16 protein-coding genes and 1 tRNA gene are annotated in these 16,999 nt (G+C 68.4%); 7 read left to right on the forward strand and 10 right to left on the reverse strand.

The genetic code is table 11. The annotated features are described in order from the left end of the window. Window positions 1-50: 50 nt before the first annotated feature. The 4 genes from L5G33_RS05460 to L5G33_RS05475 all read right to left on the reverse strand — a co-directional run bounded on the left by L5G33_RS05460 (window position 51) and on the right by L5G33_RS05475 (window position 3,313). Entirely contained in the window at window positions 51-866 is an 816-nt protein-coding gene (locus L5G33_RS05460; protein ID WP_236997138.1) for an SCO1664 family protein, read from the reverse strand. Then, window positions 863-1,579, reverse strand: coding sequence for a DUF3090 domain-containing protein (locus tag L5G33_RS05465; RefSeq protein ID WP_236997139.1), 717 nt, complete (start codon window positions 1,577-1,579; stop codon window positions 863-865). The genes L5G33_RS05460 and L5G33_RS05465 overlap by 4 nt, the downstream gene beginning before the upstream one ends. Before the next feature lie 45 nt (window positions 1,580-1,624). Next, window positions 1,625-2,299, reverse strand: a complete 675-nt coding sequence (locus L5G33_RS05470; RefSeq protein WP_236997140.1) for an MSMEG_4193 family putative phosphomutase — start codon at window positions 2,297-2,299, stop codon at window positions 1,625-1,627. 168 nt (window positions 2,300-2,467) lie between these two features. After that, the gene (locus L5G33_RS05475) at window positions 2,468-3,313 is read right to left on the reverse strand and encodes an undecaprenyl-diphosphate phosphatase (protein ID WP_236997141.1); all 846 of its coding nucleotides are present in this window, start codon (window positions 3,311-3,313) and stop codon (window positions 2,468-2,470) included. 57 nt (window positions 3,314-3,370) lie between these two features. Here L5G33_RS05475 and L5G33_RS05480 point away from each other — a divergent pair, with 57 nt between their 5' ends. Further along, a complete protein-coding gene (locus L5G33_RS05480) occupies window positions 3,371-4,408 on the forward strand; it encodes a YncE family protein (protein WP_236997142.1) in 1,038 nt (345 codons plus the stop codon). Between the two features lie 67 nt (window positions 4,409-4,475). After that, entirely contained in the window at window positions 4,476-5,576 is a 1,101-nt protein-coding gene (locus L5G33_RS05485) for a quinone-dependent dihydroorotate dehydrogenase (protein ID WP_236997143.1), read from the forward strand. A gap of 55 nt (window positions 5,577-5,631) precedes the next feature. On the opposite strand, the gene L5G33_RS05490 is transcribed toward L5G33_RS05485, so the two are convergent. Both L5G33_RS05490 and L5G33_RS05495 read right to left on the reverse strand, forming a co-directional pair. After that, on the reverse strand, window positions 5,632-6,171 hold the full coding sequence (locus tag L5G33_RS05490) for a YbhB/YbcL family Raf kinase inhibitor-like protein (RefSeq protein ID WP_236997144.1): 540 nt from the start codon (window positions 6,169-6,171) through the stop codon (window positions 5,632-5,634). Window positions 6,172-6,211: 40 nt separating this feature from the next. Continuing rightward, a complete protein-coding gene (locus tag L5G33_RS05495; RefSeq protein ID WP_236997145.1) occupies window positions 6,212-7,543 on the reverse strand; it encodes a M20/M25/M40 family metallo-hydrolase in 1,332 nt (443 codons plus the stop codon). Between the two features lie 91 nt (window positions 7,544-7,634). Between L5G33_RS05495 and L5G33_RS05500 the strand changes: the two genes are divergently transcribed. Continuing rightward, window positions 7,635-7,720: transfer RNA gene (locus L5G33_RS05500), tRNA-Leu, on the forward strand. A 209-nt stretch (window positions 7,721-7,929) separates the two neighbouring features. Here the strand turns inward: L5G33_RS05500 and meaB are convergent. The 3 genes from meaB to L5G33_RS05515 are packed head-to-tail and all read right to left on the reverse strand — an operon-like array spanning window position 7,930 to window position 13,139. Next, window positions 7,930-8,925 (reverse strand): methylmalonyl Co-A mutase-associated GTPase MeaB, encoded by a 996-nt coding sequence (gene meaB, locus L5G33_RS05505; RefSeq protein WP_236997146.1) that lies wholly within the window; start codon window positions 8,923-8,925, stop codon window positions 7,930-7,932. A 46-nt stretch (window positions 8,926-8,971) separates the two neighbouring features. Beyond that, the gene (scpA, locus tag L5G33_RS05510) at window positions 8,972-11,215 is read right to left on the reverse strand and encodes a methylmalonyl-CoA mutase (RefSeq protein WP_236997147.1); all 2,244 of its coding nucleotides are present in this window, start codon (window positions 11,213-11,215) and stop codon (window positions 8,972-8,974) included. Between the two features lie 4 nt (window positions 11,216-11,219). Further along, window positions 11,220-13,139 (reverse strand): methylmalonyl-CoA mutase family protein, encoded by a 1,920-nt coding sequence (locus L5G33_RS05515; RefSeq protein ID WP_236997148.1) that lies wholly within the window; start codon window positions 13,137-13,139, stop codon window positions 11,220-11,222. Window positions 13,140-13,250: 111 nt separating this feature from the next. On the opposite strand from L5G33_RS05515, the gene L5G33_RS05520 reads away from it, so the two are divergent. The 3 genes from L5G33_RS05520 (at window position 13,251) to L5G33_RS05530 (ending at window position 15,228) form a co-directional block, all read left to right on the forward strand. Then, the gene (locus L5G33_RS05520) at window positions 13,251-13,991 is read left to right on the forward strand and encodes a TVP38/TMEM64 family protein (RefSeq protein WP_236997149.1); all 741 of its coding nucleotides are present in this window, start codon (window positions 13,251-13,253) and stop codon (window positions 13,989-13,991) included. 89 nt (window positions 13,992-14,080) lie between these two features. Further along, window positions 14,081-14,662 carry a hypothetical protein gene (locus L5G33_RS05525; protein ID WP_236997150.1) on the forward strand — a complete coding sequence of 194 codons (582 nt, stop codon included), beginning with the start codon at window positions 14,081-14,083 and terminating at the stop codon, window positions 14,660-14,662. After that, the gene (locus L5G33_RS05530; protein WP_236997151.1) at window positions 14,659-15,228 is read left to right on the forward strand and encodes a hypothetical protein; all 570 of its coding nucleotides are present in this window, start codon (window positions 14,659-14,661) and stop codon (window positions 15,226-15,228) included. The genes L5G33_RS05525 and L5G33_RS05530 overlap by 4 nt, the downstream gene beginning before the upstream one ends. Before the next feature lie 47 nt (window positions 15,229-15,275). Here the strand turns inward: L5G33_RS05530 and L5G33_RS05535 are convergent, their stop codons facing one another. Continuing rightward, entirely contained in the window at window positions 15,276-16,115 is an 840-nt protein-coding gene (locus L5G33_RS05535; RefSeq protein ID WP_236997183.1) for a DUF3097 domain-containing protein, read from the reverse strand. 87 nt (window positions 16,116-16,202) lie between these two features. Here L5G33_RS05535 and L5G33_RS05540 point away from each other — a divergent pair, with 87 nt between their 5' ends. Continuing rightward, window positions 16,203-16,991, forward strand: coding sequence for an Rv1486c family protein (locus L5G33_RS05540; protein ID WP_236997152.1), 789 nt, complete (start codon window positions 16,203-16,205; stop codon window positions 16,989-16,991). Window positions 16,992-16,999: the final 8 nt, after the last annotated feature.

Here is a 16,999-nt window from a genome sequence, read left to right on the forward strand (position 1 = left end):
GGCCGAGAATCGGGGCCTGTCGGAAGGTGGACCGTCATCGGCTCAACCGGTCAGAAGGGAGGCCACGGGATGGCGCGTTCGGATGGCGGCATCGGCAGCACCCCGTCGTCGCCGAGGACGCGGGCGCGACGGCGCACGGCCGCGATCTCCTCGTCGGTAATCAGTCCGCGCAGACGCACGGTGAGTACGTCGTCGGGGTCGGCGAGCCGCTGCGCCAGCCGGCACAGATCGTCGCTCGACTCGGCGGGCAGCGGCCGACCCGCCCAGCCCCATAGAACGGTGCGGAGTTTTTTCTCGGCGTGCAGACAGATCCCGTGATCGATCCCGTACAGGTGTCCGTCCCCGTCAACGAGAATGTGGCCGCCCTTACGGTCGGCGTTGTTGATGACCACGTCGAACACGGCGAGCCGCAACAAGTCCGGGCGATCGGCGTGCACCAGTGCGACCAGACGTCCGTCCTCGTCGTAGGCATGCAGGACGGGCATCTGGTCGTCGGCGATCTCGTCGAGGGGCGCCAGGTCGACCGGGTCGGGTCCGGACGGCTCGTCGGGCACGTGAATCCACCGCTGCACCATGCCGGGACCGAGGTCGGCGTCGGCGGGGCCGTCGTCGCGCAATACCGTCTCGGGCACGAGATCCCACCCCAACGCGTCACTGATCAGATAGGTCGCCACCTCGCGCCCGGCCAGGTGCCCGTCGGGAAAGTCCCAGAGCGGGGCCTCGCCGCGGATCGGCTTGTAGACGCACATGAACTCGGCGTCGCCGTCGGAGACCCGGCAAGCCAACGCCAGGTTGCTCGCCGTCGGGACCCGACCGAGAACGGTGAGGTCCCCGCCTGCGAGGACCTCGAGAACGTCGGAGTTCACTCGCGCGTGTCGTCGTCAGACTCGTCAGACTCGCCGGATTCATCAGACTCGTCGTCGAAGTCGTCCTCGACCTCGAACGCAGTGTCGACTCCAGGGACGACTCGCCCCAACGCGGCGAGCACGTCGGGATCGATGAACTCGATCGACCGCGAGAACTCGACGTCGCGCTTGTACCCGTTGCTGCGTGCGCAGATGTGCCCGCTCGGGTCGAGCGGCTGGTTGCACAGCGGGCATAGCGGCCGTCCGGCGGAGATGACCCGCATCGATCGTGCGCTGAACTCGCGTGCTGCGTCGGCGTTCAGGAAGATCCGGACCGTGTCCGGTCCTTCGTCGGTGTCGTCGAGGATGACGCTCTCGTCCAACGGCTGCTCGGTGATCGCCAGGAGTTCGACGACTACCGACGAGGCTTCGGCGTCCCAGCCGAGCCCCATCGAGCCGACCCGGAACTCCGCATCGATCGGCATCGTCAGCGGTGCCGTGTCCGCGACGGCATCCGTCTCCGGCGGCACGGACGCACCGAACCGCCGGGCGACCTCGTCGAGGAGGTAGCCGAGACGATCAGCGAGAATCAGGACCTGCTGTTTTTCGAGTTCGACACTCATCAACCGCTGGTCCTGCGAGACCTGGAGGAAGAACGTCCGATCGCCGGGCTCGCCGACCGTGCCCGCCACGAAACGGTTCGGCGTCCGGAACTCATGAATGGTGCGCGACACGTCTACTCCGCTTTCCTTCTCATCGTCTTCACGGTACCCGCGGACTCAGGCGCCCGCTCCGCCGCCGACCTCGGCGTCTGCGTGCACCCGCGGCGCGGGCAGGGTCAGCGAACCGCCGTTGTTGACGGTCAGCACGTACGGACGGTCGTGCGGGTATCCGATCACGGTGATCGATGCCGGGTCGACGACGATGCGTTGAAACGCGTCCAAGTGCATGCCGAGCGCATCGGCGACGACGGACTTGATGACGTCCCCGTGCGAGCACGCCAGCCAGACTCCGTGTCCGTCCGCGCCGCTGTACTCCCGGTCGAGCGCGCGAACGGCGGCCGTCGCTCGCCGCGACACGTCGGCGAGGCCTTCGCCGTCGGGGAACACCGCGTGCGACGGGTTTCGCTGCACCGTCTTCCACAGCGGTTCGTTGACGAGGTCGGTGAGCTTGCGTCCGCTCCACTGCCCGTAGTCGACCTCCGCGAGCCGGTCGTCGATCACTTCGGGGACCCCGTCCAACTGGTCGACGAGCGGCGCGACGGTCTCCCCGCACCGCTGCAGCGGTGACCGGACGACCGCCTGCAGCCGGCTCGCGACGTCACCGAGGCGACCGATGAGGTCGAGCGACTGGGCACGCCCCTTGTCGTCGAGCGCGACGCCCGGGGTCCGTCCCGCGAGGACGCCGGAGGTGTTGGCCGTCGATCGTCCGTGCCGGACGAGGATCACCGTCATGGCGTTCAGGCTACGGCGTGACGGCAGGCCGATGACAGCAGACGGGTGATGACGAGACTGCCGTGATGACGAGACTGCCGTGATGAGAAGGCTGGGGTGATGACGAGACTGCCGTGATGACGAGACTGCCGTGATGAGAAGGCTGGGGTGATGACAAGGCTGGGGGCGTCAGGTCGTGATGACGCCCGCGGTCAGCAGGATGAGAACGAGGAGACCGAGCGCGATGCGGTAGCCGGCGAACCAGGCGAGTGAGTGGCCCGACACGAATTTGAGCAGCCAGGCGATCGACACGTAGCCGAGCACGAAAGCGATGAAGGTGGCGACCAGGATCTGTGGTCCGGACGCGCTCACCCCGCTCCCGTCGGGATTGAAGGCGTCCGGCAGGCTGAACAGACCGGACGCGAGGACCGCGGGAATCGCGATCAGGAATGAGAAACGGAACGCGGCTTCCCGCTTCATCCCGAAGAACAGGCCGGCGCTCGCCGTGCCACCCGACCGGGAGACACCCGGGATCAGCGCGAGACACTGCGCGATGCCCATCGCGAGCGCGTCGCGCGGCCTCATCTGCTCCAGGGACTTGCCGGGCCGTTGGGCCGCGGTGATCTCCGCGGCGAGGAACACGAACGAGAACGCGATCAGCATGATCGCCACCAGCCAGAGGTTGCGGCCCGCGGTACGGATCTCGTCTTTGAGGAGATAGCCGAGGAGGCCGATCGGGATGGTGGCGAGAATCACATACCAGCCGAGTCGGTAGTCGAGGTCGCGACGAGACGAGTCGCGGAGGCCGGCGAACCACGCGACGACGATCCGGCCGATGTCCTTCGCGAAGTACAGCAGCACCGCGAGTTCGGTACCCAGCTGGGTGACCGCGGTGAACGACGCGCCCGCGTCCTGGCCGAACCAGATCTGCGACACGATGCGCAGATGCCCGGACGAGGAGATCGGTAGGAACTCGGTCACGCCCTGCAGTGCTCCGAGCACCACCGCCTGCAGCCAACTCATCGATTCGATCACGAGGGTGGATGCTACCCATCGAACCTTGATTTTCTCTTATCCAGCAAGATGGATGCCATGCGTGTGCGAACCAGATGGACGGCCGGACTTCTCGCGGTGGCAGTGACTCTCACTCTGACGGCCTGCGGCTCCGACTCCGACGACGGGGACTCGTCGTCGCTCGACACGCTCCCCGTCGCGACCGCCGCGACGTCGCCGACCGACACCGCGAAGCCCGCAGGCACCGTCGTCGCACAGGACGCGGCGACGGCGATCGCGGTCGCCGGATCGACGACCGCGGTGCTCGGCGCCGACGGCCGCACCGTCACCCTCCACCACGGCGCGGGGCAGGACGCGCCCGCGCCGAATCGTGTCGCCCTGCCGATCGACGGCGTCGTCGATCTGATCGCCCTGGACGATCACTTCCTGGCTGTGGGACCGCGCGGACTCGTCCGCGTCGACGGTGACGGGCGCACGTCGGTCGCCGATGCGCCGATCGATTCCCCGCTCTCGCTGGCCGTCGACGGCGACAAGGTCCTCGTCGGCACGGCGAAGGGCAAGGTGCTCGTGCTGTCCGCGGCCGGTGAGCGGATCGACGAGTTCGGCGGCTTCGCACGCGTCGATGACATCCTCGTCGCGCCGACGTCGGCGACCGACGTCGAGGGCCAGGTCAGCGTGTTCGACCGCGCCCAGTCGGCGATCCTTCCGATCGACGTCGAGAGCGGCGACCGTAAGGCGTCGCTGCGCGCGGGCAACGGCGCGACGAACGCCGTCGTCGACCGCTTCGGTCGCATCATGGTGACAGGGACCCGCGACGACGAGTTCTACGCGTTCTTCGGTGATCCGATCGTGATGCGATTGCGCCACCCCGCCCCCGCGAGTCCGTTCGCGCTCGCCTACGACGAGAAGCACGACCTGCTGTGGGTGTCCTCGACCGCCGAGAACGAGGCCGTCGCCTACGACCTGTCGCGGGGTGACGCCCGCGAACGGGGCCGGGTCCCGACTGTCGGTCAAGTGACCGCGATGGCGGTCGACCCGACGAGCGGCGACCTGCTGCTCGCATCTGGTCGCGGCGACGGTCTGCAGGTCGTCGCCCCGACTGTGATCGCGTCGTGAGCGCCGCGTCGCCGAACCCACCCGTGTCCCGCCTTCACCCCGCGTTCCGAGACTTGGAGTCGTCACCATGTTGAGTACGTTGAACCGATTGGTCTATCCCCCGCTCCTCAAGGTGATGTTCCTGGTTCCGCCGGAGCGGATCCACCGGATCATGGCCTGGATGATCGGTCTCGCCGGGAGGCTCTCGGTGGTCCGCACCCTGCTGTCGCGGGTGTTCGCGGGATCCGATCCCGCCCTGCGCAGTACCGTCTTCGGTGTCGACTTCCCGGCGCCCATCGGTCTCGCCGCAGGCTTCGACAAGTCCGCCGAGTGCGTCAACGCGTGGGGGCAGCTCGGTTTCGGCTACGCCGAGATCGGCACGATCACCGGGCAGCCGCAGCCCGGCAACCCTGGGCCGCGACTCTTCCGGCTTCCCGCAGACCGTGCACTCATCAATCGGATGGGATTCAACAATCCGGGCGCGGCCGCGGCAGCGGCGAAACTCGTCGAGGCTCGGCCCGGTCCGGTCCGGGTGCCGATCGGCGCCAACATCGGCAAGACGAAAGTCGTGCCACTCGATGGCGCCGTCGACGACTACCGGTTCTCGGCGAGCCTGCTCGGCCCGCTCGCCGACTTCGTCGTGGTCAACGTCAGTTCCCCGAACACGCCGGGACTGCGTGACCTACAGGCCGTCGAGTCGTTGCGTCCGGTGCTGGCCGCGGTCCTGGAGGTCGCGTCGGTCCCAGTCCTGGTGAAGATCGCGCCGGACCTGTCCGATGAGGACATCGACGCCGTCGCCGATCTCGCGGAGGAGCTCGGTCTCGCGGGCATCGTCGCCACGAACACGACGATCGGCCGTGGCGGCCTCACCACGCCACGAGGCGACGTCGACGCGGTGGGTGCTGGCGGGCTGTCGGGCCCGCCGGTCGCGGACCGCTCGCTCGCGGTGCTGCGCCGACTGTACAGCCGTGTCGGCGGTCGGATGGCCTTGGTGAGTGTCGGCGGAATCGAGACCGTCGACCAGGCGTGGGAACGGATCTGCGCAGGCGCCGATCTCCTCCAGGTCTACACCGGCTTCATCTACGGTGGCCCCGGCTGGCTCCGCGACCTCAACGACGGCATCGCCGGACGGCTCCGCTCGCACGGCTTCTCGTCACTGAGCGAGGCGGTCGGTTCCGCGAACCGCTGATCGAGCACAGTCGGCCGCGCCGTCTGGACTCCGCTCGATCAGCAGCGCGGGTCCGCTATTCTCCCGGCAGCTCGAACACTGCGGACAGCGTGCCGCGGGCGATGGCGCGGGAGAACAGGTTGAATCCGAGGAACGCCGGGGTCGCGCCGTCTGGCAGGTCGAGTGATTCCACGTCGACGGCGTGCACAGCGAAGATGTAACGGTGCGGACCGTGTCCCGGAGGCGGGCCTGCACCGACGAACTGGGCGAGCCCCGCGTCGTTGCCCAGGGTGACGGCTCCGGCAGGGAGGTCGGCCGAGTCGGGCGATCCCGCACCGGCGGGCAGCGACGTGGTGGTCGCGGGGATGTCCGCGACCGCCCAGTGCCAGAAACCCGAGGCGGTCGGCGCGTCCGGGTCGAAGCAGGTCACCGCGAAGCTCTTCGTCTCCGCGGGAAAGCCAGACCAGCTCAACTGCGGTGAGACGTCGTCTCCCCCGGCGCCGAAGATCGTCGACACTTGCGGGGTGGGCAGTGTCTGTCCCTCCGTGAAGTCGTTCGACGTCACAGTGATGTCGGGCAGACTCGGCAGAACCGAGTACGGATCGAATGCAGTCACGATCGTTTCCTTTCGCCCTCCGCGGCCACGGCCCACACGCTCAGCAGTGGTGGAGGAAATGCTCAAGAACCTTGGTACCGAACAGAATCGACTCTACCGGCACCCGCTCGTCGACTCCGTGGAACAGCGCCGCGAAATCGAGTTCCGGCGGCAGTTGCAAGGGTGCGAACCCGAAGCATCGGATACCGAGCTTGGCGAACGCTTTCGCGTCGGTGCCGCCGGAGAGCATGTACGGCACGGTGCGGCCGTTCTCGTCGTGGGCGACGACAGCGTCGTTCATGGCGTCGACGAGGTGGCCGTCGAATGTCGTCTCGTAGGCGTCGAGGTGGGTGATCCATTCGCGGGTGATGTTGGGCCCGATGAGTTCGTCGATGGTCGCCTCGAACTCCTTCTGGCGGCCGGGCAGGACGCGGCAGTCGATGACCGCTTCGGCCTGCTGCGGAATCACGTTGGCCTTGTAGCCGGCCGACAGCATCGTCGGGTTCGCGGTGTCGCGGAGCGTCGCGCCGACGATGCGGGCCAGGTTGCCGATCTTGAACAGGGCCGTTTCCAGGTCGGGCGTCTCGGGGCTGAAGTCGAGCCCGGTCTCCTCCGACAGCGCTGTAAGGAACTCCGACACCGACTCGGTCATCACGAGCGGGAACCGATGGGCGCCGATCCTCGCGACAGCGGCGGCGATCTCGGTGACTGCGTTGTCGGAGTGCAGGAAAGAGCCGTGGCCCGCGGTGGCGTTGCATGTGAGTCTCATCCACGCCAGGCCCTTCTCGGCCGTCTCGACGAGGTACAGCCGGCGTACGGTGCCGTCCGGACGGTCGACGGTCAACGAGAACCCGCCGACCTCACCGACCGCCTCGGAGATGCCGTCGAACAGCTCCGGACGGTTCTTGACCAGCCACTGCGATCCCAGTGTGCCGCCTGCCTCCTCGTCGGCGAGGAATGCGAACACGATGTCGCGCGGCGGCACGGTGCCGTCGCGCTTGAACTGGCGTGCCAGCGCCAGCGCCATGCCGGCCATGTCTTTCATGTCGATCGCGCCGCGACCCCAGATGTAGCCGTCTCGGATCGCTCCGGAGAACGGGTGCACGCTCCAGTCCTCGGCCTGAGCGGGCACCACGTCGAGGTGCGCGTGGATCAGAAGTGCGCCGCGCTGCCGGTCTGCGCCTTCGAGGCGTGCGAACACGTTGGCGCGGCCAGGCATCCCCGATTCGACGTACTCGGTCGCGTAACCGACCTCCGCCAACTGCTCCTGCACCCAGCGAGCGCAGTCCGCCTCACCGACCGTGGTCTCCGGGACACCGGTGTTGGATGTGTCGAACTGGATGAGTCGACTCACGATGTCGACGACTTCTTCGGTTGCTTGAATCGGGCTCACACCCTCAATTACTAGGCGATTTGGGATACCGGGGCAACCTTGGTTATTGTTGTCGAGCACGAGCGAAACGCCCGTGCAACAACTGAATCGAGTCCGAGTGGCGGAATGGCAGACGCGCTAGCTTGAGGTGCTAGTGTCCTATTAACGGACGTGGGGGTTCAAGTCCCCCCTCGGACACTCTGTAACGAAGCCGCGACATCGTGTGAACGATGCCGCGGCTTTCTCGTGGACGCGGTCTCTCATGGACACGGTCTCTCGTTGACACGGTCGGGCACAACCCTCACGTATGTGGTCCTTCGAACCGAAATCTCGGCGTTCTGGCCGTCTACGTGAGGCTTGTGCCCGAGTCCCCTTATCAGGACCCCGTGTGTACCCGAATCCCGGGTTTAGAAGCCGGCGCCGTCAACGATCTGTTCGGCGGCCAACGCGGGTGTCAGCGAGCCGTCCAGAACGGCAGCCTCCACCTCGGCGCGGATCCCACGCACCCCCGGCGCGGCGTCGATCCGGTTCAGCACGGTCTCGCGCACCATCGTCCACATCCAGTCGACCTGCTGCTGCGCTCGACGGCGAGCGAACTCCCCCGCCTCGGTCAGCACGTCACGATGCTTCTCGACGGCCGCCCAGTAGTCGTCCACACCGGACTTCTCCATCGCGCTCATCGTCAGGACGGGCGGCGTCCACAGCGCATCGTGCGGGTAGATGAAGCCCAACGCGTTCCGCAGTTCGCGTGCAGCGCCGCGCGCCTCGTTGAGGTGCTTCCCGTCCGCCTTGTTGACGACGACGATCTCCGCGAGCTCCAGGACGCCCTTCTTGATGCCTTGCAACGAGTCGCCCGTCCGCGCCAACGTAAGGAAGGTGAACGTGTCGACCATATTCGCGACGCTGACCTCCGACTGGCCGACGCCGACGGTCTCGATGAGCACCACGTCGTATCCGGCGGCCTCGACGAGCACGATCGTCTCGCGGGTCGCCTTCGTGACGCCGCCGAGGGTCCCCGACGTCGGCGACGGACGAACGTAGGCGTCGGCAGCTGCGGACAGCTGACCCATCCGGGTCTTGTCGCCGAGGATCGAACCGCGGGTCCGCGTCGACGACGGGTCGACGGCCAGCACCGCCACCCGATGGCCCTGCGAGATCAGATACATCCCGAGCGCTTCGATAGTCGTCGACTTGCCGACGCCGGGCACGCCGGTGATCCCGACCCGGAACGACTTCCCCGCGTGCGGGCTGACCTGCAGCAGCAACCGCTGCGCCGCCTCGCGGTGATCCGGACGTGTCGATTCGACGAGTGTGATCGCGCGCGCCAGATCGGCGCGACGCCCCGCCAGCACGCCGGCCGCCAATGCGTCGACGTCGATCGATCGTCGTTGCGCCGCGCTCATACGCTCCTCCCGACTCACTTGCCTACCGACTCACGTGCCTGACCACTCACGTGTTCCGGGAGGCCAGGTCCAGGCCCAGTTGGTCCGCCAGCTTGCCGATCAGGTCCACCGCACTGTCGGCGATGACCGTGCCGGGCGGGAAGATCGCCGCGGCGCCCGCCTCGTACAGATCGTCGAAGTCACCCGGCGGGATGACGCCGCCCACGACGATCATGATGTCCTCACGACCGACGGCAGCCAGTGCCTCGCGCAGGGCGGGCACCAGCGTGAGGTGCCCTGCTGCCAACGACGACACACCGACCACGTGGACGTCGTTGTCGGCGGCCTGTGCGGCGACCTCTTCGGGCGTGGCGAACAGCGGACCCACATCGACGTCGAAGCCCAGGTCGGCGAACGCCGTCGCGATCACCTTCTGGCCACGGTCGTGGCCGTCCTGCCCCATCTTCGCGACCAGGACACGCGGACGCCTGCCCTCAGCCTCGGCGAACTCGTCGACCACGGCCAACGCCTCGTCGATGTTCGACACCGCCTCACCCGCTTCGTTTCGATAGACACCGCTGATCGTCTTGATCTCGGCCTGGTGGCGTCCGAAGACCTTCTCCATCGCGTCGGAGATCTCGCCGCCGGTCGCGCCCGCGCGCGCCGCGTCGATCGCCAACGCCATCAGATTGTTGTCCAGTTCACTGCCGCCCGGCTCCGCGGCGGCGCGAGTGAGATTCGCCAGTGCGGCGTCGACCGCAGGCTGGTCGCGGTCGGCCCGCAGCTTCTCCAGCTTCGCGATCTGTTCGGCACGCACCTTCGAGTTCTCGACCTTGAGAACCTCGATCTCCTCGTCCTGCTCCGACCGATACTTGTTGACGCCGATGAGCGGCTGGCGACCCGAGTCGATACGGGCCTGGGTCCGTGCCGCAGCCTCTTCGATGCGGAGCTTGGGCAGTCCCTCCTCGATCGCCTTGGTCATGCCGCCCGCGGACTCGACTTCCTGAATGTGCGCTCGCGCCTTCTCCGCCAACTGATGGGTGAGCCATTCGACGTAGTTCGAGCCGGCCCACGGGTCGATGGGGCGGGTGGTCCCCGACTCCTGCTGCAGCAGCAGCTGCGTGTTGCGCGCGATCCGCGCCGAGAAGTCCGTCGGCAGAGCGATCGCCTCGTCGAGGGCGTTGGTGTGCAGCGACTGCGTGTGTCCCTGGGTCGCCGCCATCGCCTCGATGCACGTGCGTGCGACGTTGTTGTAGACGTCCTGCGCGGTCAGCGACCAGCCCGACGTCTGCGAGTGGGTGCGCAGCGAGAGGCTCTTGGCGTTCGTCGGCTCGAAGTCGGCGACCAACTCACTCCACAGCAGTCGCGCGGCGCGCAGCTTGGCGACCTCCATGAAGAAGTTCATGCCGATGCCCCAGAAGAACGACAGGCGCGGCGCGAACTTATCGATATCCAGGCCGGCCTCGAGACCAGCTCGGATGTACTCGACGCCGTCGGCGAGCGTGTACGCGAGCTCCAGATCGGCCGTCGCACCGGCTTCCTGAATGTGGTAGCCGGAGATCGAGATCGAGTTGAACTTCGGCATCTTGGTGCTCGTGTACGCGAAGATGTCCGAGATGATCCGCATCGACGGCGCAGGCGGATAGATGTAGGTGTTGCGGACCATGAACTCTTTGAGGATGTCGTTCTGGATGGTCCCGGCCAACTTCTCCGGCGGCACGCCCTGCTCTTCGGCGGCGACGACGTACAACGCGAGGATCGGCAGTACGGCGCCGTTCATCGTCATCGACACCGAGACGCTGCCCAGGTCGATGCCGTCGAACAGCTGACGCATGTCGAGGATCGAGTCGATCGCGACGCCCGCCATGCCGACGTCGCCCGCGACGCGCGGATGGTCCGAGTCGTAGCCGCGGTGCGTCGCCAGGTCGAACGCCACCGACAGGCCCTTCTGCCCTGCGGCCAGGTTGCGCCGGTAGAAGGCGTTCGACTCGGCTGCCGTCGAGAAGCCCGCATACTGCCGGACCGTCCACGGCTGGTTGACGTACATCGTCGGGTACGGACCGCGGATGAACGGAGCCTCGCCGGGGATCGAGTCGAGCGGGTAACCGCCGTCTGCTGCGGCCGCGTCGCGGTCGGCTCGGGTGTAGACGGGGCGAACCGCGATCTGCTCCGGCGTGTCCCAGGTGACCTGGTCGGCCGTGTAGCCGTGCGGGATCGCGAAACCGTCGGTGAGGGCTTCACCGCTGCCCGCTTCGGCGGCCGGAGTCGTCAGTTCGACGTCGGCGAAACTCGGAATGGTGGTGTCACTCATGCGTTCACGCTCCCGCAGTCGCAGTAGAGGCAGTGTCAGGGTCGAGGGCGTCGAGCAGCTCGGTCAGAACAGCGACGGCGTCGATGCCGACCTTCAGGTGGCCATCGACAGCCTCGTCGGCGGTCCACTCGCGTTCGGGCCCGGCGACCAGGAGTCGGCCCACGCCCGCGGTGCGAGCGGCCGAGGCCGCCGCTGCACCGTTGTCCGCGTAACGCGCCTTGGTGCCGCACAGGACGGTGACGGTGCTCGGGTTCGCCTCGACGGCCGCGGCGACCTCGCCCGGGGTCAACGGTCCGGGGTTGACGACGTCGATACCGCCCGCGGCGAGCAGGTTCGCGACGAACGTCGTCCGGCCGTTGTGCTCAGCGATCGGACCGAGCGGCAGCATCAGTACCTGCGGACGCGTCGGCGCGGCGTCGGCGCGGTCGCGCAGAGCTTCGAATCGGCGGGCGACGCGGGCCAGCGTGGGCGCCGCGGTCGGCAGATTATCGGTGTCGGCCGAACCGACACCCAACCTCGGCTCCCCCAGGTTCGGGAACTCGCTGACGCCGGTGACCGCAGCGGTGCGGTGCGCGACGGCGTCCTCCCGCGCTGCCAACGCCTGCGACACCTGTGCGGCGACGTCTCCTGCGTCGAGCGCGGCCCGGTATCCGCCCTGAATCTCGACGTCGGTGAACACCGACCAAGCGGCAGCCGCGAGCTCGGCGGTCAACGATTCGACGTACCAGGATCCGCCTGCCGGGTCGAGGACGCGACCCAGATTCGACTCCTCCAAAAGGAGCAGCTGTGTGTTCCGCGCGATGCGTCGCGTGAAGGAGGTACGCGACGTGCGGGCGTCGACCGGGATCGCGGCGTCGAAGGTGTGGACGGTGACCTGGTCGGCCCCGCCGACACCCGCACCGAATGCGGCGACGGTGCTGCGCAGCATGTTCACCCAGGGGTCGCGCTGGGTGAACATCGCCAGATCGGTCACCGCGTGGGTAACGGCGGCGCCCGCCTCTGCCGCGTCGAGCACGTCGGCCACGCGTGCCCACATCGTGCGGAGCGCTCGGAGCTTGGCGATGCCCGCGAACTGGTCGTCGTCGACCGAGACTGCAAACGTCACCTGGCGCAACGCTGCGGCGATGTCCAGACCTGCGGCGACGGCGTCGCGCACGTGGGCGACCGCGGCCGCGACGGCCAGGCCGAGTTCTTGCGCGTTCGACGCACCCGCCTGGGCGAAGTCGGCGCCGTCGACGCGGAAGGTGCGGACTCCTTCGGGCGCCTCAGCGGCGAGTGCTGCGGCGTCGGATGCCGACACGGTGGGGCGGCCCGAAAACGCGGCCGTGTACGGCGAGAGGCCGAGGCTGTGAGTCGTGGCGGCGGTGATGGCAGCCTGCTCCGGGGCTGCGGGCGCCGCAGCGAGGACGGCGAGGAACGCGCGGGCGGCGGCGATGCCGTCGGCTCCCGCGTCCAGCGTCACCGGCATCAGATCGAGGTACACGCCCTCGAGCACGCTCGACAGATCCTCGGGGCTCAGGCTGTCGCGCCCCCGGCTGTCGACTGTCAGCCACAGGCCGCTCGTGCCGTTGCCCGCGGCGTCGAGGATGCTCTCGTTGATCGCGGACGCGTCGCGCTGGTCGGTGGAGTCGCCGAAACGCTCGGTGACGCGCCACCCCTGGGTGACGTCGCGGACAGGGTCTGCGCCGCGGACGAACGGGAACGAGCCCGGCACACCGGGTTCGGCGGCCTCGTCCTTACGGGTGTAGAGGGGCCGGACGACGACGCCGTCCCGCGTCGGAGTGGACAACAGCGCCTCGGGGCTGTCGGTCAACTCGTCCGGGGTGACGCGCGCCGATTTGGCCAGCACCCCGGCTGCTGCTTTCGTCCAGCGGTCGTACGCCTGGCTCAACCGGGGGTCCACCGGATTCTCACCTGCCGTCATGGGTCAGCAGCCTTCCCTCATACGCGATTTGAAACGTGCCTGAAGCACCTTAACCGATCGATCGCTCGGCCAGCGCATCAGCCTGTGACCTTCATCGTAGGATGAGTGTCGATGCGCCCTGATGCACACGGCCGAGAAGGCTTGACCGAAGAAGCCGTCCCACTCGAAGGTGCGACGGGGCTCAACCCGCTCGACGGAGCGGCGACCGTCGGTCGCTCCCGAGCGACGCGCCGAGCGGTCATCGGACTGATCGGTGTGGTCGTGGTCCTCATCGGTGCCTACTTCGTCCCACTCCCGTCGATCAGCCTGGCGAGGGAATGGTCGGACAGCCTGGGGCCGTGGTTCGCGTGGGTCTTCTTCGGCGTGTACACGATCGCCTGCATCGCACCGCTCCCCCGCACCCCGTTCACGGTGGCGGCAGGCGTCCTGTTCGGACCTGCGCTCGGCTTCGTCGGCTCGTTGACAGCCGCGACACTGGCCGCGGCCGTCGCGTTCGTGCTCGCCCGCAGGCTCGGCCGGGCCCGAGTCGCACCGCTGCTGGCCAAACCCGTGGTGGCGACGGTGGAGAGACGACTCGAGCGACGGGGCTGGCTCGCGGTCGGCTCGCTGCGGCTGATCCCGGTGTGCCCGTTCGCGCTCGTCAATTACGTGTCCGGCCTGTCGGCGGTGCGCCCGGTCCCGTATCTCGTCGCGTCGGTGGTCGGCACCGCGCCGGGCACCGCCGCCGTCGTCTTCCTGGCCGACGCACTGACCGGGGAGACGCACCCGGCCATGGTGTTCGTCTCCGGCGGCCTCTTCGCCGTCGGGTTGGTCGGTCTGGTCATCGACGCCCGCATGCCCGTCAATGAGTGACCCTTGCCCGCGAGGAATCAGGCCTATAGCCTTGTTTAGAGCCATATCAAGCCAGCAAGCCTGATCTACTGCCTTGGAGGTGCAGAACCGTGTACGTGCTCACCGTCGACCAACGTGGGAGCAGAACCGATCGGGACCGGGTCCCCGACATCATCGACCGATACGCGACGGCCCACACTGTCCGCCCGTTCGATCGCACCGCAGGCGACGAAGTCCAAGCGGTGTTCGACGCCGCCGACGAGATCACGGCGATCGCCGTCGACCTCGCCGCCACCGACAACTGGAGCGTCGGCATCGGCGTCGGCACCGTGGATCTTCCACTGCCCGCCGCCACCCGCGCGGGCCGGGGCCGAGCGTTCGAGGCGGCGCGCGAAGCCGTCGAAGCCGCGAAACGCGATCGACGACGGATCCGGGTGGTCGGCTCGTCCGACTGGACCGTCCACGCTCAGACCGCGGCCGGCCTCCTCGTCGACGTCCTCGCGAACCGCTCCGAGGCCGGACGCGAAGCAGTCGCACTCATGCGTACCGGCATCACGCAGGCCACCGCGGCCGACCGGCTCGGCATCACCCCGCAAGCCATGTCGTCACGGCTCGCGGCAGCAGGCTGGGACCTGCAGATTCCCGCCGAAGCCCTCCTCGCCCGGCTATTGACCGAGGCGGACGCACGATGATCCCCATCCCCCTGCTCGCCGTCGCGGTGATCGTCTCGATCATCGGCAGCGTGCTGCGCAGCAGGCTCGTCGACGACCCGCGTGCCACCGATCGACAGGTGCTGGTGGCCGACGGCGTGACCGCTGTCGGCGTCACCGTCCTCCTCGCCGTCGCCGCGATCGGAGCGTGGATCGCCGACCCGGTGACCGGCGGCCCGTACGTCGCGGCCGCGGTACTCACCGTCGTCGCCGCGGCGGCGACGGGCAGCAACGTCGTCCGCCTCGTCCTCGCCGCAGGCGGGATACCCACCCGCGCGGACAATCACGATGATCCGAGCGACGACGAGCCCGACCAGACCCCGCTGCGCGGCGGCCGGATCATCGGGGTGCTCGAACGCGCGAGTGTCGCCGCGTGCCTCCTCATGTCCTGGCCGGCCGGACTCGCGGTGATCCTGGCCGTCAAGAGTCTCGCCCGGTTCTCCGAACTGCGCGCGCCGCGCGCCAGCGAACAGTTCATTCTCGGCACCTTCGCCTCGGTGATGTGGGCGTGCGGCGTCGCCGGGATCGGCTGGTTGATCGCGATGTGACGCGCGTGAGCGTGAGGGGCCCGCACGCGCCGCCACCGCGCCGGGCGTCACCGGTCGGCGTCGTCCGGACCGACGGTCACGAAGTCGATGAGTTCCTCCACGCTCCGCAGCAACGGGACCTCGAGGTCCCGGAAGCTGGACACGCCTGCCAGCACCCGGCGCCATCCGTCGCGGGGAGTCCCCCACCCGAGCTCGTCGCAGATCCCGGTCTTCCAGTCGATCCCCATCGGGATCTTCGGCCACGCGGTGATCTTGACCGACGCGGGCTTCACCGCTTCCCACACATCGATGTACGGGTGACCGCACACCAGGACGTTCTCCCCCACCTCGGCGGTCAGCTTCGCTTCCTTCGTGCCGGCGACGAGGTGGTCGACGAGCACTCCCGCTCGACGGTTCGACGCGGGTTCGAACTCGGCGAGCGCCTCGTCGAGGTTATCCAAGCCGTCGAGGCTCACCACCACGACGCCCTCGGCGCGGAGGTCGTCGCCCCACACCCGTTCGAGGAGTGTCGCGTCGTGGACGCCTTCGACGAAGATCCGGCTCGCACGAGCGGTCCGCGCACGCTGTTTGGGCAGAGCGCGTGACCCGGAAGCCGTCTGGATGCTCTGCGGCGCGTTGGGCCCGCGACCCTTCGGTCGGACGAGCGTCACGGGTTTTCCGTCGATGAGGAATGCGGCCGGGTACATGTGGAACACCCGGACCCGGCCGTGCCGGTCCTCCAAACGAACCATGTCGCCCGCATAGCTGCGTTCCATGCCGACGACTGCGCCACAGAATCCGGTGGCCAGGTCTTCGACGACGAGGTCGCGCTCCGCCGCGATCTCTGGGGCCTTCGGCTTGCTCCTGCGGGGTGAGGCCAGCACGTCGCGGCCGTAACGATCGTCCATCACGGTGCACCACCCTATGGCATGCGGACGACAGGGGGCATGAGGACGGTCAGGCCGGTGCGACTCTCCGCGTATTGTGGACAGGCGATGAGCACTCCGGAAATCACCATGATGCGCGCCTGGCCGACGGCGACTCTCGCCGTGTGGGCCGCCGCACGCGACGCGCAACGCTGCGCGCCGGACGACGTGCTGCACACGTTGCACGACTTCGCGCAAGCCCACGAACTCGACGGCGTCGACGAATCCGGTGACGCGCTCGCCGTGCTCGACGCCGTCGCGGGCAATGCGCATCTCGCGGTCCGCCTGCCGGCCCCCGGCGACGCTCAGGGGCTGCCGCCCGACCCGATCACCGACGCCGCGATGGCGGCGGGCGAAGTCCTCCTGATCGACCCTCGTCCCCGCCCGGCGGCGGGGCCGGTGGACGCGCTGGCGTTGATCGCCCGCGGCACGCCCGAACGCTGCCGGTGGACGCTGCTGCGATCACGGACGCCGATCGCCGTCGACCGGCTGTCCGCCGACCTCCCGCTCGGCGACCTCGAGTACCAGCTGCGCGAGGCGGTCAGCGAGGCCGCACAGATCATCGCGGGACTGTCGGGCATGCGGTCGTCCTCACCTGCCGACCTCCGGGACGCACTGGCCGCGATGACGCAGGCACGTCGCGTCGACCTCCCACCGCACGACAACCCCCGGGTCGACCGCGTGCTCGCGTCGGCCGCACAGATCGACGCGATCGTCGCGTTGGCGGGGACGTCGTCGATCGGTGTCACCGGTGTGCAGCACGATCTCGCCGACGATCGGTTCCGCGCGCTGACCGCGCTCACTCGCACGGCACGCACGGCCGCGATCAACACGTGCATCGTCGACTATCGACGGTGAACGCCCGC

The sequence above is a fragment of the Gordonia liuliyuniae genome (genome assembly GCF_021738805.1).
Lineage (GTDB): Bacteria > Actinomycetota > Actinomycetes > Mycobacteriales > Mycobacteriaceae > Gordonia > Gordonia liuliyuniae.

Excerpts from the sequence above, each read along its gene's own strand:
- L5G33_RS05470 (WP_236997140.1), bottom strand. The coding sequence starts at position 2,299 with ATGACGGTGATCCTCGTCCGGCACGGACGATCGACGGCCAACACCTCC.
- L5G33_RS05480 (WP_236997142.1), top strand. The coding sequence starts at position 3,371 with ATGCGTGTGCGAACCAGATGGACGGCCGGACTTCTCGCGGTGGCAGTG.
- L5G33_RS05485 (WP_236997143.1), top strand. The coding sequence starts at position 4,476 with ATGTTGAGTACGTTGAACCGATTGGTCTATCCCCCGCTCCTCAAGGTG.
- meaB (WP_236997146.1), bottom strand. The coding sequence starts at position 8,925 with ATGAGCGCGGCGCAACGACGATCGATCGACGTCGACGCATTGGCGGCC.
- scpA (WP_236997147.1), bottom strand. The coding sequence starts at position 11,215 with ATGAGTGACACCACCATTCCGAGTTTCGCCGACGTCGAACTGACGACT.
- L5G33_RS05515 (WP_236997148.1), bottom strand. The coding sequence starts at position 13,139 with ATGACGGCAGGTGAGAATCCGGTGGACCCCCGGTTGAGCCAGGCGTAC.
- L5G33_RS05520 (WP_236997149.1), top strand. The coding sequence starts at position 13,251 with ATGCGCCCTGATGCACACGGCCGAGAAGGCTTGACCGAAGAAGCCGTC.
- L5G33_RS05530 (WP_236997151.1), top strand. The coding sequence starts at position 14,659 with ATGATCCCCATCCCCCTGCTCGCCGTCGCGGTGATCGTCTCGATCATC.
- L5G33_RS05535 (WP_236997183.1), bottom strand. The coding sequence starts at position 16,115 with ATGGACGATCGTTACGGCCGCGACGTGCTGGCCTCACCCCGCAGGAGC.
- L5G33_RS05540 (WP_236997152.1), top strand. The coding sequence starts at position 16,203 with ATGAGCACTCCGGAAATCACCATGATGCGCGCCTGGCCGACGGCGACT.